Annotated in this window: 15 protein-coding genes; 3 read left to right on the top strand and 12 right to left on the bottom strand. The window is 62.1% G+C overall.

The genetic code is table 11. The features are described 5' to 3' along the window. Positions 1 to 39 precede the first annotated feature (39 nt). The 3 genes from QMG28_RS18160 to QMG28_RS18150 all read left to right on the top strand — a co-directional run bounded on the left by QMG28_RS18160 (position 40) and on the right by QMG28_RS18150 (position 3,405). Complete coding sequence (locus QMG28_RS18160; RefSeq protein WP_066707526.1) at positions 40 to 2,388, top strand: heavy metal translocating P-type ATPase; 2,349 nt, start codon at positions 40 to 42, stop codon at positions 2,386 to 2,388. Positions 2,389 to 2,422: 34 nt separating this feature from the next. After that, positions 2,423 to 2,710, top strand: a complete 288-nt coding sequence (locus QMG28_RS18155; protein ID WP_066707524.1) for a TFIIB-type zinc ribbon-containing protein — start codon at positions 2,423 to 2,425, stop codon at positions 2,708 to 2,710. A 182-nt stretch (positions 2,711 to 2,892) separates the two neighbouring features. Then, positions 2,893 to 3,405, top strand: coding sequence for a L,D-transpeptidase family protein (locus QMG28_RS18150; protein WP_040618649.1), 513 nt, complete (start codon positions 2,893 to 2,895; stop codon positions 3,403 to 3,405). Positions 3,406 to 3,624: 219 nt separating this feature from the next. Here the strand turns inward: QMG28_RS18150 and QMG28_RS18145 are convergent, their stop codons facing one another. The 12 genes from QMG28_RS18145 to QMG28_RS18090 are packed head-to-tail and all read right to left on the bottom strand — an operon-like array spanning position 3,625 to position 13,628. Beyond that, the gene (locus tag QMG28_RS18145) at positions 3,625 to 4,626 is read right to left on the bottom strand and encodes a cytochrome c oxidase assembly protein (protein WP_281843697.1); all 1,002 of its coding nucleotides are present in this window, start codon (positions 4,624 to 4,626) and stop codon (positions 3,625 to 3,627) included. Then, positions 4,623 to 6,560, bottom strand: a complete 1,938-nt coding sequence (locus QMG28_RS18140; RefSeq protein ID WP_066707513.1) for a penicillin acylase family protein — start codon at positions 6,558 to 6,560, stop codon at positions 4,623 to 4,625. Before QMG28_RS18140 ends, QMG28_RS18145 begins: the two co-directional genes overlap by 4 nt. Beyond that, the gene (locus QMG28_RS18135; protein ID WP_066707510.1) at positions 6,557 to 6,751 is read right to left on the bottom strand and encodes a hypothetical protein; all 195 of its coding nucleotides are present in this window, start codon (positions 6,749 to 6,751) and stop codon (positions 6,557 to 6,559) included. The genes QMG28_RS18140 and QMG28_RS18135 overlap by 4 nt, the downstream gene beginning before the upstream one ends. Continuing rightward, positions 6,742 to 8,355 (bottom strand): apolipoprotein N-acyltransferase, encoded by a 1,614-nt coding sequence (lnt, locus tag QMG28_RS18130; RefSeq protein ID WP_281843696.1) that lies wholly within the window; start codon positions 8,353 to 8,355, stop codon positions 6,742 to 6,744. The genes QMG28_RS18135 and lnt overlap by 10 nt, the downstream gene beginning before the upstream one ends. Further along, positions 8,322 to 8,780, bottom strand: a complete 459-nt coding sequence (gene lspA / locus QMG28_RS18125; protein ID WP_281843711.1) for a signal peptidase II — start codon at positions 8,778 to 8,780, stop codon at positions 8,322 to 8,324. The genes lnt and lspA overlap by 34 nt, the downstream gene beginning before the upstream one ends. A 28-nt stretch (positions 8,781 to 8,808) precedes the next feature. Beyond that, entirely contained in the window at positions 8,809 to 9,591 is a 783-nt protein-coding gene (locus QMG28_RS18120; RefSeq protein ID WP_013959873.1) for a ZIP family metal transporter, read from the bottom strand. Between the two features lie 12 nt (positions 9,592 to 9,603). Continuing rightward, positions 9,604 to 10,059 (bottom strand): DUF411 domain-containing protein, encoded by a 456-nt coding sequence (locus tag QMG28_RS18115; RefSeq protein ID WP_111734014.1) that lies wholly within the window; start codon positions 10,057 to 10,059, stop codon positions 9,604 to 9,606. Positions 10,060 to 10,062: 3 nt separating this feature from the next. Beyond that, positions 10,063 to 11,436, bottom strand: a complete 1,374-nt coding sequence (locus tag QMG28_RS18110) for a M23 family metallopeptidase (protein ID WP_281843693.1) — start codon at positions 11,434 to 11,436, stop codon at positions 10,063 to 10,065. Beyond that, positions 11,433 to 12,059, bottom strand: a complete 627-nt coding sequence (locus QMG28_RS18105; RefSeq protein ID WP_281843692.1) for an SCO family protein — start codon at positions 12,057 to 12,059, stop codon at positions 11,433 to 11,435. The genes QMG28_RS18110 and QMG28_RS18105 overlap by 4 nt, the downstream gene beginning before the upstream one ends. Then, positions 12,059 to 12,526: a copper chaperone PCu(A)C gene (locus QMG28_RS18100; protein ID WP_281843691.1), complete on the bottom strand. Its 468-nt coding sequence runs from the start codon at positions 12,524 to 12,526 to the stop codon at positions 12,059 to 12,061. The genes QMG28_RS18105 and QMG28_RS18100 overlap by 1 nt, the downstream gene beginning before the upstream one ends. 29 nt (positions 12,527 to 12,555) lie before the next feature. Beyond that, positions 12,556 to 13,209 carry a DsbA family protein gene (locus QMG28_RS18095; protein ID WP_281843689.1) on the bottom strand — a complete coding sequence of 218 codons (654 nt, stop codon included), beginning with the start codon at positions 13,207 to 13,209 and terminating at the stop codon, positions 12,556 to 12,558. Next, positions 13,206 to 13,628, bottom strand: coding sequence for a disulfide bond formation protein B (locus tag QMG28_RS18090; RefSeq protein WP_281843688.1), 423 nt, complete (start codon positions 13,626 to 13,628; stop codon positions 13,206 to 13,208). The genes QMG28_RS18095 and QMG28_RS18090 overlap by 4 nt, the downstream gene beginning before the upstream one ends. Positions 13,629 to 13,630: the final 2 nt, after the last annotated feature.

Below are 13,630 nucleotides of genomic sequence, written 5' to 3'. Positions count from 1 at the left end.
CTATGTCATTACAAAGCACCCGAATCCAGAGGTCCATTCATGCCGTCCGACACCCATCGTCACGATCACGCCGAAGATGCCCAGACAAGCGGCGGCAGCTGCTGCGGGAGCGCCGGAACGTGCGGCGACATCGTTCCAACGACGCCCGCGCCAGCGGGCGGGCGCAGTTTTCAGGTGTCCGGCCTCGATTGCGCCGAGGAGGTAGCAATCCTGAACAAGGTGGTCGGCCCGAAGATCGGCGGGGCCGAGCATCTCGCGTTCGACGTGATCAATGGACGGATGACTATTCTCGACAGCGCCAAGAGTGTATCGGACGGCGAAATTGCAGAACTGGTCGCAAGCACCGGCATGACCGCCAAGCCCTGGGATGCCGAAAACGCGTCGGTCGACCAGGCGGCCCATCTTGCACGCCAGCGGCTGTTTACGGCGCTCAGTGGCGGCTTCTGGGCCGCGGGATTTCTGTGGCACATCATCGAGACCGGCATGGGGGGGGCACTCGGCCTCTTCGCAGGGCACGGCGAAGCGCCGATGCCACTGGTCGAGGCAGGGCTATTCGCGGTTGCGATCCTGTTCGGTGTCTGGCTCGTGGCACCCAAGGCATGGTCGTCTGCACGGAGGCTGTCGCCCGACATGAACCTGCTGATGGTCGTCGCAGTCGCGGGTGCAATTGGCCTCGGCGAATTTTTCGAGGCGGCGACGGTCGCGTTCTTCTTCTCGCTCTCGCTTTTCCTCGAAAGCTGGAGCGTCGGGCGTGCGAGGAATGCGGTTTCAGCTCTGCTCGACCTGGCGCCGCCGACGGCAAGAGTTCTTAATGATGACGGCTCGGAAGCGGACGTTCCGGCTTCTGCGGTTGCTATCAACGCACGTTTCGTCGTGCGCGGCGGAGACCGCATCCCATTGGATGGTGAGGTTGTCGATGGGGCAGGGGCCGTCGATCAGGCGCCAATCACCGGAGAGAGTGCGCTGGTCCCAAAGGAACGGGGCGACGAAGTCTATGCCGGTACGATCAACGGCGAAGGCACACTGACGGTGCGCGCCACGAAGGCCGCCTCGGATACCGTGTTGGCCAAGATCATCCGCATGGTCGGTGACGCCCATGCCCGCCGCGCGCCGGTGGAGCAGTGGGTGGCGAAGTTCGCCCGCATCTACACGCCTATCGTCATGGCTCTCGCCATTGCAATTGCCCTGCTGCCGCCGCTCATTTTCGGGGGGGCCTGGGATTATTGGTTCTACAATGCACTCGTGCTGCTGGTGATCGCTTGCCCATGCGCTCTGGTCATCTCGACACCGGTCTCCATCGTCGCTGCACTCACCGCCTCAGCGCGGGCCGGGGTGCTGATCAAGGGCGGTGCATATGTTGAGGCACCGGGCAAGACCACTGCACTGGCCATGGACAAGACCGGCACGATCACCATGGGCGAGCCCGAGGTGGCGGCGGTGCATCCGCTGGGCAAAGCATCGGCGCAAGATCTGATGACCCTCGCCGCTGGGCTGGAGGCACGTTCCTCGCATCCCTTGGCGCGCGCCATTCTTGCGCGGGCAGAAGCCGACGGCATCAAGGTATCCGCCGCGGAAGATACCCGAACCGTTCCGGGCAGGGGACTTGAAGGACGCACAGACGGCCGGTCGATCTGGCTGGGGTCGGACCGGTTTGCCGAGGAGAAGGGTTTCGGCGACGCCATTCCGAAGGATTTGCGCGACCGCATCGAAGGGGCTGGCAGCACCCTTGTTGCCGTGGGCGACGACACCGGTGTCACCGGCATCTTGGAATTGCGCGACCGTATCCGCCCGGATGCCAAAGGCATCGTGGCGCAGCTTCACGCGCAGGGTGTGAAGACCATCGTCATGCTGACCGGTGACAACGAGCGGACAGCGCGCGCTGTTGCAGCCGAGGTCGGCATCGACGAGGTCCGTGCCGAGCTTCTGCCCGAAGACAAGGTGACTGCCATCGAAGAACTGGTCGAAACGCATGACATGGTGGCCATGATCGGCGACGGGGTCAACGACGCCCCGGCCATGGCGCGCGCGCATTACGCCATCGCAATGGGTGCCGTTGGTTCGGACGCGGCAATCGAGACGGCGGATATAGCCCTGATGACCGACGATCTCGGCAAGGTGCCTTGGCTGATCGGTCATTCGCGCCGGACAATGTCGATTATCCGTCAGAACATCGGTATTTCCTTGGCGACCAAGGGCGTTTTCGTCGTCGCTACTGCGTTCGGAGTGGCATCGATGTGGGGCGCTATTGCAGCCGATGTAGGAGTGTCATTGCTGGTGGTGGCCAACGCCCTGCGCCTGCTGAACAGCCAAGAGGCCAAGGCACCGCCGTCCGGCGGTGAGCAGGTTGGCGAAGGCTTGGCCAAAGGGGCGCTGGCACATGGTCATTGAACTGGGAGAACCCGGAAAGGAGCCGAGACGAGACATGAGCGTGAAGGGCAGGATGATGTGTCCGGTTTGCGAGGTGCCCTTGAGCATGACCGACCGCCAGGGGATCGAGATCGACTTTTGTCCCGATTGCCGGGGTGTCTGGCTAGACCGGGGCGAACTGGACAAGATCATCGAGCGTTCGGCACCCGATGTGACGCCTCAGCGGGTGCCTGAGCCGCGCGGCTACGACGATGATCGCGGCTACCGGCGCGGAAAGCACGGCGGCGGCGACGGCAAGCACGGCTATCGCCGCAAATCCTGGCTTCACGAGTTGTTCGATTAAGGCTTGCCGTGGCCTCCCTGCCGGTCGCCCTCAAGGCGCTGCGGTAGGCCCGCAAGGCATTCAGCGGTGAGCAGGTTGGTCCAGAGATGGCAAAGGCCGCGCTTGCCCACGGACATTGATCACGCAGCATTTGCAAGGTAACGTAATGTCCATATCAGACCTCACGAAAGAGGCATCGAGCAGTGAAAACCATCCGATTTCCCCGCCGCGCCGTCCTGTTGGGCGGGTTGGCAGCGTTTTTGTCTGGCTGTGCCAGCAAGTTCCGCAGCTATGGCGGACCCGAGGTGACCCGTGTTCGGCTTTACAAGGGGCAGCGTTTGCTTGTTCTGGACGGAGCCGATCGCGTATTGCAAACCTATCCGGTCGGGCTGGGTTTCGCTCCTGAGGGTCACAAGCAATTCGAGGGAGACGGCCGGACCCCTGAGGGCGCTTACGTAGTCGATAAGCGCAACCCCGAAAGCACGTATCATCTTTCGGTTGGCATCTCCTATCCGAATGAGGCCGACATCGCCTTTGCTGAAGCGCAGGGCCTTTCCCCCGGCGGCGACATCTTCATCCATGGTGGTCCACGCCCAGGCATCGACCCAACGGACGTCCGCGACTGGACAGCTGGCTGCATCGCGGTCACAGATCGGCAGATCGAGGACATCTATGCAATGGTGAAAGACGGAACACCGATCGACATCTACGCCTGATGGGAGGAGATGATCTTCCGTCAAATCAGGCAAATCGTCGGCACAGGGCGACGTTGATCGCTTCGATGGCGATCACGGCCAAAGTGACGCTCGCCGCCGTGGGCCAGCGCAAGCACCCGGTACGCGTAAGGACACTACAATATGTGTCCAGCCGTGGCAGTGGCGAAACAGGCGGGCCCTAGCGGGGAAGAATACGTCTGGTATCATGTCGAATTCAATCTATCCGAGGGCATAGACGATGGTCACGACGGTAATCATGACAACCATGAACATGGCGAATGCGCCAAGGGCGAGGGTACGGCCCATGTCCCGGTTCGGCTTCTCTACTTTCAGACGCAGTTCCTCCGCGGTTTCCGGAAACTCGAGCGCCGCCGCATTCGATTGGCGCATCAGGTCGTAGCGGGACGTCCAGCGCCGTTCCTCCGCCGCGTTCCAGCCGTTGAGCACCAGGATGATTGCCACGATGAGAACCATCGACGACGGGACCCAGATTACGTAGCCGCCGATTGTCTCGTCAGCCAGGGCGCGAAGTCGACCACCGCTCGCTGCGATGATTTCTGATCCATAGAGGGGCACCTCCTTGAGCGTTGTCAGGGAGCCCGGAAAGATGTTGGAAACGATCACCACGAACCCTGACATCAGTCGAGCACCGCGCCGCGCTCCTTCAGGCGGATCACGCGGATCGAACAGCATAGCAAAGTACCAAAGCCCCGCCAGCACCATAGACAGATGTGCCAGCGCTTCCATCGCCGCAATACGTTGTGTAAGGGCGTAGATCATCGGGATCTGCCAGACGAAAAGCGCGCCAATCAACAGGGAGGTGGCAGATGCAGGAAGCGCCAAGAATCGCGGGATGCGCGCACGCCCAATCGCGGCAAGGCGTCGGCGCCATTCCGTTTTCAATCCGGCTTGAAGGCCAAGCCAGGGCTGAGAAACCGCGATAAGAAGCGGTCCTACCAGTCGCAGAAGAAGATGCTCGACCTGATGTACAGAAAACAGACTGTGCCCCAATGGCGGGAGCGGCCCATTCGTCGCGACGAGGACGACCGCGAGGCCGACAAAGAAGACGGTTCGACGCCAGCCAGAAACCCTTCCGAGACAGCGAACGTGTATTTTGAGCCCACGCAAAAACAGCCATGCTGTAAGGCCGACAACAATGAGCGACACCGGTGACAGCGCATCGCCGAAAGGGTCGTAAAGAAAGAAGAGGTTCGTGATCATTCGCTCTGGCCCTCGCTCATCCGAGGACTGTCCGAGGTAGCCGGTGTGAGTCGCGAGATCCCGGAAGCGCCGCCACGGGCCAGTGACAGATCGGTCGACATGGCCAGGTATTCGCCTCGTATCCAGGAGGGAAAGAGATTGTCGTAGAATCGAGATAGCGGATGTCCCGACTGTCCGGTGGGCGAGATGTAGTATGATCCCGCTGCTTCCGATATCGACATGACCGCCTGAAAATTGCTTCCGGCACTCACAAGGAATGGACGGTCTTCTTCGACACCAAATGATGTCAAGAATAGCGTATACGGATCGCCTGAAATCGGCGCTTGAAGGGACAGCAGGTCGGTCAGCAACCCACGTGAACTGATTGGCGACCACTGCATGTCCAATCTATGCTCCTCCCCCCAGGTCCACGTCGAGGGATCGCGCCCATATCGATCGACCAGCCAGCCAAGGGCATCATCCAGGGCCACGCGAACCTGCTCCTCACATGTCTCGCGAGGTGAGGATAGGCGGATGTCGCACCAGATCGCGCTACCGCGACGATCGCTGAGTACCGCATAAAGAAAGTTTGGGTTCGGACGGGTCCAGAGTTGCTCCGCTGTCGGAAACTCGTCCTTCAAAATGCGCTGCTGCAAAGCCCGGACCCAGGTCCAGAACAGCAGAGGTTCCGGTGAATAGCGATCCATTTCGCCATTCCACGAGGCAAGCCTGTCCAGAAGCTCACGACGAAGGCTGTCCGCATCGGTGCCTTCGATGCTGTCTCTGGACTGCACGAACCAAAGCTCTTTCGCCATCAGGGGCAGGAGGGTTCGCGCCACGGAACTTACGGTGTCCCTTTGAACACCGATGGCGCCTTCCGTCGAGAAGATCGATTGCCGCGCTTCAAGCTCCGCCAGTCGAATGTCGCGAAAAGACGACGCCCGTACGGCCTCCGCTCTTGGCCATCGGGCAACGGTCTCTCGGTCAATGGCCAATGCCTCCATGCCCTTCGGCAACATGTCTGCGGCAACTCCGATGGCATCGGTCGCGTCGGCCGAACGCGCGAACAGCTCCAGCATCGTCAGGAAACCTGCCGCCCGCACGGGTGACGGCCCCCTTGGTGCCTCCTCGTCTGGCACGGGAAATGACCGGAAGGCCCAGGCGACGCGCGCATTGCGACCGACAATAACGAAAGGTACGCCCGGTATTGTGGCCCCTATGGCCGGCCCTGTCGAAAATTGAAGATCTGCGAGATACCATTCCGAGGGAAGCGACAGGGAACCGCTGATATCGGCGGCTAGAATTGGCGTTCCGGTCGCTGTTCGGTCGCCGTCGATCGCCCATGCATCAAGGCGCTGCTCCGGATCAGTCGCAAACAGTTCGGGCACTCTCAGGCGATCCGCCGGTATAATGGCACCTGATATACTCGGCATTCCTTCCCGTGCGCTTCCCGGTCGCAGGCCATTCAGGAAAGACCGGGCAATCCTCAGGCTATCGCCGGGTGTCCAGGCCGCGATCGACCGTTCGTCTGCGATCAGCAGCTCCGGAGAGCCTCGGCCACGCCCGCCTTCCGACACTAGCTCCAGCCACGCATTAACGCCGGCGGCATAGGATGCGAGCGCGTCTGAGACCGCTGGCTCAAGGTCCAAGATCTCATCCGATGGCCACGAAGCTTCCGCTTTTCGCCTTGCCCTTAACAGTTGACCGAGCCTGTCTTGGGCGTGAACGAAGCCGATCGCGAAGTAAACATCCGCAGCGGAAGCTGCGGAGATGTGCGGGACTGCCGAAGAATCTCGCAGAATGTCGACCGGTCCGCCTAAGCCTGCGACCGTGAAGTCCTCGTCGTAATCGGGAACGGATGCGCTCAGCAGAAAATAGACCAACCCGGAACCAACCGATACCGTGATGCAGATTGCCAGAAACCCGTACAGCAATATGTTGAAAAGCCGTCTCATGTCGGTGCTGTTTCGAAACCCTTCTTAAAAAAGATGCGCAAGAGGACCACCGATATGAAATAGGTGAGAAGACCGAAGGCGATCGCCGAACTCGCCGCATACTGGAGGATATCCAGCCGGTTTCCTTTTCGGCGTCGCGCCAGATATCCACCCCAGATCGCACCCGCGACAATGCCCGCGATTACCAGCATGACTTTTTCTCCGTTCTTGTTCTCTTGTTGCACCGGTGTGTGCCGACCAGACCTGCAGCCAGTCCCACGGCCCAAGTAGTGAAGATGAGAGCCAGCAGCGCCCAGTCGCCGAAGCGCGCATAGAGCGTTGACGGATGAGCAGAGGGCAGAGCCGCATCTATGACACCGGTTTCTCCGTTGCCGAGCCGCGCGACGAGGTCACCGTTTGCGTCGATGATCGCGGAGATCCCTGTGTTTGCGGCCCGGACGATGGGAAGCCCTTCCTCGACAGCGCGCATGCGTGCGGAGGCGAGATGCTGCTCCGGTCCAATGCTGGTTCCGAACCAAGCATCGTTGGTCGCATTGAAAATCCAGTCCGGCCGGAACAGGTCGTCGACCACATGCCCTGGGAAGATGATCTCATAGCAGATCGCCACGGCGACCAGCGGCACACCCGGAAGCGCAAGCGTTCGCGGGCCCGGTCCGGGCGTAAAATCGCCCAGACCCGCCGTGAGCCGCTCGATGGGCAACCAGCCGCGGAATGGCACATATTCGCCGAAGGGTACGAGATGGTGTTTCGCGTATCCGGTCAGGATTTTGCCGGTCTCGCCAAAAGCCTGGACCGTGTTGAAATATTGGATCCCATCCTCACTCGGTACACGGTCCGGCACCCCGGTGAGCAGCACGCTGCCTTCCGGTAGCGCAGCGGCAATGCGGGCCTGTGCCTCCGTATCCTCATCGAGGAAACCCGGAAAGGCGGTTTCCGGCCAGAGAAGAACGTCGAAATCGCCGCGCCGGGTTGAAAGCTCAAGATAGCGCGCGAAGGTCGCCTCGCGGTTCTCGGGCGCCCATTTCTCCTCTTGTGGAATGTTGCCCTGGACGATGCGCAAATCGACACCGGGTGGCTGTTGTGCATCCGACTGGAGGCGAAGCGTGCCGACAGCCCACATCGTCGCTATGCCGGCCAGCGCCATGAGCGAAATGGTCAATCGTTGCCGCCCGGACGCCATGGCAGCCGCGCCGGGGAGTAACGCAACGAACACGGTGAGAAAGCTTAACCCATAGCTTCCGACCCAGGCGGCGGGCTGGCGAAAAGCGGCGTAATCGACCAGAGCGTAGCTGGCGAGGTTCCACGGAAATCCTGTCAAAACGTGACCTCGCAACCACTCGGCAGCGGTCCAGGAGGTCGCGAACAGGAGGCAGGCCAAGAGACTGCCCATGGCTCCGCGCCGCGCGATTTCGGCAAAAAGCGCGGCGGCAATGGCTGGGAAAATCGCGAGACCTGCGGACAATCCCGCGACCGCCGGGATCGCCATCGTCCCAAACCGCCCGGCCTCGACGTAGAAACTTTCCGCGATCCACGAAATCCCGAAACCGAACTGGCCAAGACCAAACGCCCAGCCGACGAGGAAAGCGCGCCCGAAGGAGAGATCGCGAAGACCGACAAACAACGCGGAATAGGCAATTGGAACAAGCAGGAGAAGCGAGAAGGGCGGGAAAGTCAGAACGGTCAGCGCCCCGGCGGCGAAACCAAGCGTCATCCGCGAAAGAAAACGGTGGCGCAGAGCGATGCGGTTCAGAATTTCCGGCTTCACGACTTGATCGAACGCCGCGCGCTGATCCATGGCGCGGCGAGCAAGAGCCCCACGCCACTGACGACAAATACATCGGCCATGTTGAAGGCAGGCCAATGTGTTGTGCCAATGTAGAAATCGAGAAAGTCTGTTACAGCCCGATACCGCACACGATCGATGACATTGCCCAGGGCTCCGCCAATGATCGCGCCATAGGCAAGTGTTTCGACCGCATTTTCGGCGCGAAACAGCATAACCCCTAGCCAGATACAAATGGCAAGAGCGAGAGCGATTAGGCTCCACCACGGAGCGCCGCCCAGCATCCCGAAAGTCACGCCGTCATTACGATAAAAGACGAGGTTGAATCCCGGAAACACGGAAATCCCGACGCTTAAAGTGACGGCATTCGCAACGACAATGGCTTTGGTGATCTGATCGATCGCGAACGTAGCAAGCGCTGCGAAGACGCCGATCATCGGAGATACCTTGTTGAGTGACATTGCCTCACCCCAACCAGACATCGAGAAACAGCATCAGAACGAGCCCGACTGCGAGACCGAGCGTCGCCCTGTTCTGATGGCCGCTGCGATGGGTTTCGGGGATGATTTCGTGGCTAATGACGTAGAGCATTGCGCCCGCGGCAAAGGCCAGACCCCATGGAAGCAGCGGTTCCGACAGTGTGATGATGCCGGCCCCGAGCAAACCGCCAATCGGCTCGACCATGCCCGTCAGCGCCGCGATGCCCCAGGCGCGCAGCTTAGGATATCCCTCGCCCAGCAGAGATACAGCGACGGCCAATCCTTCGGGCGCATTCTGAAGCCCGATGCCGATGGCGAGCGGCAGACCGCCCTCCATACCTCCGGATCCGAAGCCGACCCCGACCGCGAGGCCTTCGGGGAAGTTGTGGATCGTGATCGCGATGATGAACAGCCAGACCCGCCGCAAAGACGCCGCTTCGGGCCCTTCGCGTCCCGTCTTGAAGTGCTCGTGCGGCAGCTTTTCGTTCATCAGCGCGACAGCCCCCATGCCCAGAAGGATCGAGACGCATACGATGGCCGCAGGCATCGCGCCGTTTTCGAACATTGGCTCTGCCGCATCCAATGCCGGGATGATCAGCGAAAAGAACGAGGCTGACAGCATGACACCGGCAGCGAAGCCGAGCGACAGATCGCGCGTGGCCCGGGACGGGATGCGCCCGAACAGCACGGGAGCTGCCCCGACTGCCGTAAGGGATCCGGCGGCGAGACTTCCGAGAAAGCCGAGCATTATCGGAGACAGATTTTCCATGGGCGAGCCAGATTATCCTTCGGCGTAGCTCGAAAAGACTTCCGTCGACCCGTCCTTGCGGATGAGGAAGACATCATAGGCCTCGCGGTCGTCTTCTGGCCCCATGCCGGGCGAGCCATAGGGCATCCCCGGAACGGCGAGGCCGACGGCGTCCGGGCGCTCCTCGAGAATGCGGCGGATGTCAGCGGCCGGGACATGGCCTTCGATCACGTAGCCATCAATGAGCGCGGTGTGGCAGGAGACCATGCGCTGCGGCACGCCGTTGTCGAGCTTGAAGCGAACCAGCGACCCACCGAACATGTTCTCGCCCGTCGGCGCAAACCCGTTTTCTTCGAGATGGTTCATCCAAGACAGGCAACAGCCGCAACCGTTCGTCTTGCGGACCTCGATCGCCGTTGCCTCTGCGAGGACCTGGGCCGCCGGGAACAGGGCGAGGGTGATTGCCAGAGCTTGGGTCATGCGTTTCATGGGTCAGAGCCTTTCGGTTGTCGTTTCGGCAATCTCGCTGCCGAGGTTTTGATTCAGAAGCGCGCGCGCCTCGGCCAGACGCGAGAGCGCGGCGGTATCATCCGCTTCGCTCTCGGCTGCTTCGGCGAGCCGGTCGTCAGAGAGCGGGTCAGTCGGGCGCCCATCCACGAGGACTTCGTAGTGCAGGTTCGGACCTGTCGCCGTGCCAGTCGCGCCGACGCGGCCGATCACATCTCCCGCCGTCACGCGTTGGCCTTGTGCCAGGCCATCCGGCACGGCGCTCAGATGCGCGTAGCGCGTCATGGTGTCGGAGCCGTGGGCGATTTCGACCACTCGACCATAGCCGCCCCGCCAGCCGATGAAACTGACCCGCCCCGGTGCCGTCGATTGAACCGGTGTCCCACGTGCCGCTGCGAAATCGACGCCGGTGTGCATCCGGACGTTGCCAAAGACCGGATGCGTGCGGCGTCCGAACACCGAGCTGAGGCGCGCACCCTCGACCGGCTGTGCGAAGACACGCAGCACCTCGCCATCGACGTAGATCGTCGCCTGACCGCTGCCGTCGTCCGGCCATACGATCTCGTAAAGCGAACCGCCAATCTCCAGTGCGGCGAAGGCGAGTTCGGGCTGTCCGATCCTGTCCTCGCCGACCCGCGCCTCACGCCAGAGAAGCCTTAGTGTTTCGCCGCCGGCCATCTCGCGGCGGAAATCCACGGTCCCACCCAGCATCTGCGCAAGGTCCACGGAAAAACGGGCGGGTATGCCGGCTTCGTCGAGTGCCGCGAAGATCGAGCTGCCGATCACGGCTTTGCCGGCAAGGGTTACGATCTCCGGATCCGGAGCCACGACCTGCGTAGACAACTGCTCGCCGAAAACCACCTCGATCCGCACTCCGTCCTCGACGGCGAGTGAGACGGTGCGGGGGCTGCCGTCCATGGTCGAAGCAACAGTGACCGAGTGCCCCGGCCGCAGCCGTCGCAGATCGTATTCCGCGCCAAGCGCGAGGGCAACTTCGGCTCTGTCAGGTGCCGCAAGTCCAGCTTCGGACAGCAAGAAATCGAGCGTCTCGCCAGGTGCAATGTCGCGCGACCACGTCGACAGCGGTGGCTCGATCGCCCTTACCGGCCTGTCGGCAAACGCGACCTGCAGAAGGGGTAGGGGGCCGAGGTCGGGTGCATCCTCTGCCCATGCCGTCGCGGGCAGCGTCACGAGGATGTCAACGTTCTGGGGGGCTTCAGGACCTTGGGGCATCCAGCTACCTGCCTGGGCAAGTTCCGGCGGCACGGGTTCTTTCAACATTAAACCAGAGATGGCAATAGTCGCCCCGGAAACCGTCCCCACAATTGCGACACAAGCCGCCAAAGTTCTGAGCCTCATGTTGCCCCCTCCATTTCTTCTTCCAGAGCGCGGCGAATTTTTGGCACCGCGAATTCTCTGGGTTCGTGATAGTCGATCATGGTGACGAACCGCCCGGAGGCTGCGAACAGGAAGACGCTCGCGCTGTGGTTCATCGTGTAATCGCCGCTCTCCGTCGGCACCCGCTCGTAGGTGGCGCGGAAGCTGTCCGCGACGCGCGCGATCTGCTCCTCCGGCCCCGTCCAGCCGCGGATCGCCGGATGGAAGTAGCCGACATATTCGGCCATCGTTTCGACAGTGTCGCGCTCTGGATCGACCGTGATGAAAACCACATTCATCTCTTCGGCCTCGTCTCCCAGATCGTCGAGCCATTCGGAAATGTCAGAGAGTGTGGTCGGGCAGACATCCGGACAGTAGGTGAAGCCGAAGAACGCCATCGTCGGGCGGCCGATCAGGGTTTCTGGCCCGACCGCGTTGCCCTCATGATCCGTCAGACGGAAATCCATCTCGGTCAGGGCCACAGGCCGCTGCCCGACAGGTTCGGGTCCACCGGGTCCATCGACCTGCCACCAACCGACGAAGAGCATCAGGGCGACCGCCCCGACACCAGCCGCCCCGTACCCCAGGATCGCCCGTCGCCGCATCAGTCCTCTGGCCCCCGCGCGGCGATTCCGAGGATCGGCACCTCGACCGTCACTTCGCCTCCGTCGTCGAAAAGCAGGGTCAGCGGAAAGGTGTCCCCTTCCGTCATCAGTTCTTGCAGCCGCATCAGCATTGCGTGCAGGCCCCCCGGTTCGAGCGCGACGCTCTCGCCCGGGGCGATCGCGATCTCCCCCGCCGGGCTCATGGAACTCACACCTTCGGCATTTGTCTTCGTCTCGTGAATTTCGGGCATCATCGCGAGCGGTGTTGCAAGGCCGATCAGCGTCACTGGCTCGTCGCCAGTGTTGCGGATCGTCATGTAAGCGGCCCCGGGACGGTTCATCCCGATGGAGGCGCGGGACCACGCGTGCTCGACGACAACATCCTCGGGTCCGGCCAGCGCGGGCACTGAGAGCCCTCCAAGGGTCAAAAGCGCCGCCAGTGTGCTGGTCAAAATATACTTTTTCATCGTTCTGATCCTGCCCTTTCCATTCAGCTTTACGCGGCAGCGACTTCGGCAGCCACCATTCGCCGCAGTTCTGCCTCCCCGAACGGATCGAGCGGCTTGCCGTTCACGAAGAATGTGGGCGTCTGGCGAATTCCCACGGTCTCGACGTCAGCACGATCCTGGTTCAGGATCGCCACGACATCGGGTGCCAGCATTTGCGTGCGCGCGGCCTCGGCATCGAGTCCGGCCGTGGCGGCGATTTGAAGGATCAGACCAGGCTCCGGGGCACCGTGCGACGCCCATCTCGGCTGTTCCCGCAAAACGGCCTCGAGCACCGGCACGTAAATGTCCTGCATGCGCGCCGCCTCGAGCACGCGGATCGCTTCCTCGGATGCCGCGCCGTGGAAGGGCGTGTAGCGGATCACGACGCGGACAGCATCCCCATGCTCGGCCATGATGTCCTTCACGATGGGATGAAAGGCGCGACAGGCCTCGCAGGCCGGATCGAAGAATTCGACGATCGTGACGGGCGCTTCCGCAGGCCCGAGGATGGGCGAGTAGGGGCGGATCATCGCGTCCGCGAGTTCCGGCGCAACAGGCTCCGCTTCGGCCACCGGGCCGGGGCGGGTTGCAAACCAGGTGGCTCCGCCGAAACCGGCGACGCCGAGGGCGAGAACGGACAGGATCAGGCCGCGTCGGTTCATGTTCGAGTGTCCTTCAATGAAAGGGCCGACAGCGCCCCGATCAGCGCGAAGGCGGCGACCGCCATCAGCGGGATCGGGATGCCGAAGACCAGTTGGTTGTCATCGGTGCAAGAGGGGCCGGTGGCCGTGCAGGGCTGGATGCGTTCGGGAACAAGACCGACGTACAGCCCCATGTGCCAGAGGGCGATTGCGCCGCCGCCAAGCGCCAATGCGATGCCGTAGCGCCCCACGCGGCCGTCCCGCCACCAAAGGCCGAGCCCGAGGACAATGGCCAAGGGGAACATGAAGGCGCGCTGGAACCAGCACAGCACACAGGGCGTCTGCCCCAGCACCTCGCCGATGAAAAGCACGGCAAGCGAGGCGACGAGCGCGATGATCCACGCCAGCCCGAGGGCTGTTTCTCCGGATATGCGGTTCATTT

It is taken from the genome of Sinisalibacter aestuarii, from assembly GCF_027923545.1.
GTDB classification, from domain to species: Bacteria; Pseudomonadota; Alphaproteobacteria; order Rhodobacterales; family Rhodobacteraceae; genus Sinisalibacter; species Sinisalibacter aestuarii.
This window is presented reverse-complemented; position numbering and strand designations above follow the sequence as displayed.

What these genes read in the sequence shown, in the direction of transcription:
- QMG28_RS18135 (WP_066707510.1), bottom strand. Translation starts at nt 6,751, where the DNA reads ATGCTGGTAATCGCGGGCATTGTCGCGGGTGCGATCTGGGGTGGATAT.
- lspA (WP_281843711.1), bottom strand. Translation starts at nt 8,780, where the DNA reads ATGATCGGCGTCTTCGCAGCGCTTGCTACGTTCGCGATCGATCAGATC.
- QMG28_RS18160 (WP_066707526.1), top strand. Translation starts at nt 40, where the DNA reads ATGCCGTCCGACACCCATCGTCACGATCACGCCGAAGATGCCCAGACA.
- QMG28_RS18120 (WP_013959873.1), bottom strand. Translation starts at nt 9,591, where the DNA reads ATGGAAAATCTGTCTCCGATAATGCTCGGCTTTCTCGGAAGTCTCGCC.
- QMG28_RS18145 (WP_281843697.1), bottom strand. Translation starts at nt 4,626, where the DNA reads ATGATCACGAACCTCTTCTTTCTTTACGACCCTTTCGGCGATGCGCTG.
- lnt (WP_281843696.1), bottom strand. Translation starts at nt 8,355, where the DNA reads ATGGATCAGCGCGCGGCGTTCGATCAAGTCGTGAAGCCGGAAATTCTG.
- QMG28_RS18140 (WP_066707513.1), bottom strand. Translation starts at nt 6,560, where the DNA reads ATGAGACGGCTTTTCAACATATTGCTGTACGGGTTTCTGGCAATCTGC.
- QMG28_RS18095 (WP_281843689.1), bottom strand. Translation starts at nt 13,209, where the DNA reads ATGAACCGACGCGGCCTGATCCTGTCCGTTCTCGCCCTCGGCGTCGCC.
- QMG28_RS18115 (WP_111734014.1), bottom strand. Translation starts at nt 10,059, where the DNA reads ATGAAACGCATGACCCAAGCTCTGGCAATCACCCTCGCCCTGTTCCCG.
- QMG28_RS18090 (WP_281843688.1), bottom strand. Translation starts at nt 13,628, where the DNA reads ATGAACCGCATATCCGGAGAAACAGCCCTCGGGCTGGCGTGGATCATC.
- QMG28_RS18110 (WP_281843693.1), bottom strand. Translation starts at nt 11,436, where the DNA reads ATGAGGCTCAGAACTTTGGCGGCTTGTGTCGCAATTGTGGGGACGGTT.
- QMG28_RS18105 (WP_281843692.1), bottom strand. Translation starts at nt 12,059, where the DNA reads ATGCGGCGACGGGCGATCCTGGGGTACGGGGCGGCTGGTGTCGGGGCG.
- QMG28_RS18100 (WP_281843691.1), bottom strand. Translation starts at nt 12,526, where the DNA reads ATGAAAAAGTATATTTTGACCAGCACACTGGCGGCGCTTTTGACCCTT.
- QMG28_RS18155 (WP_066707524.1), top strand. Translation starts at nt 2,423, where the DNA reads ATGAGCGTGAAGGGCAGGATGATGTGTCCGGTTTGCGAGGTGCCCTTG.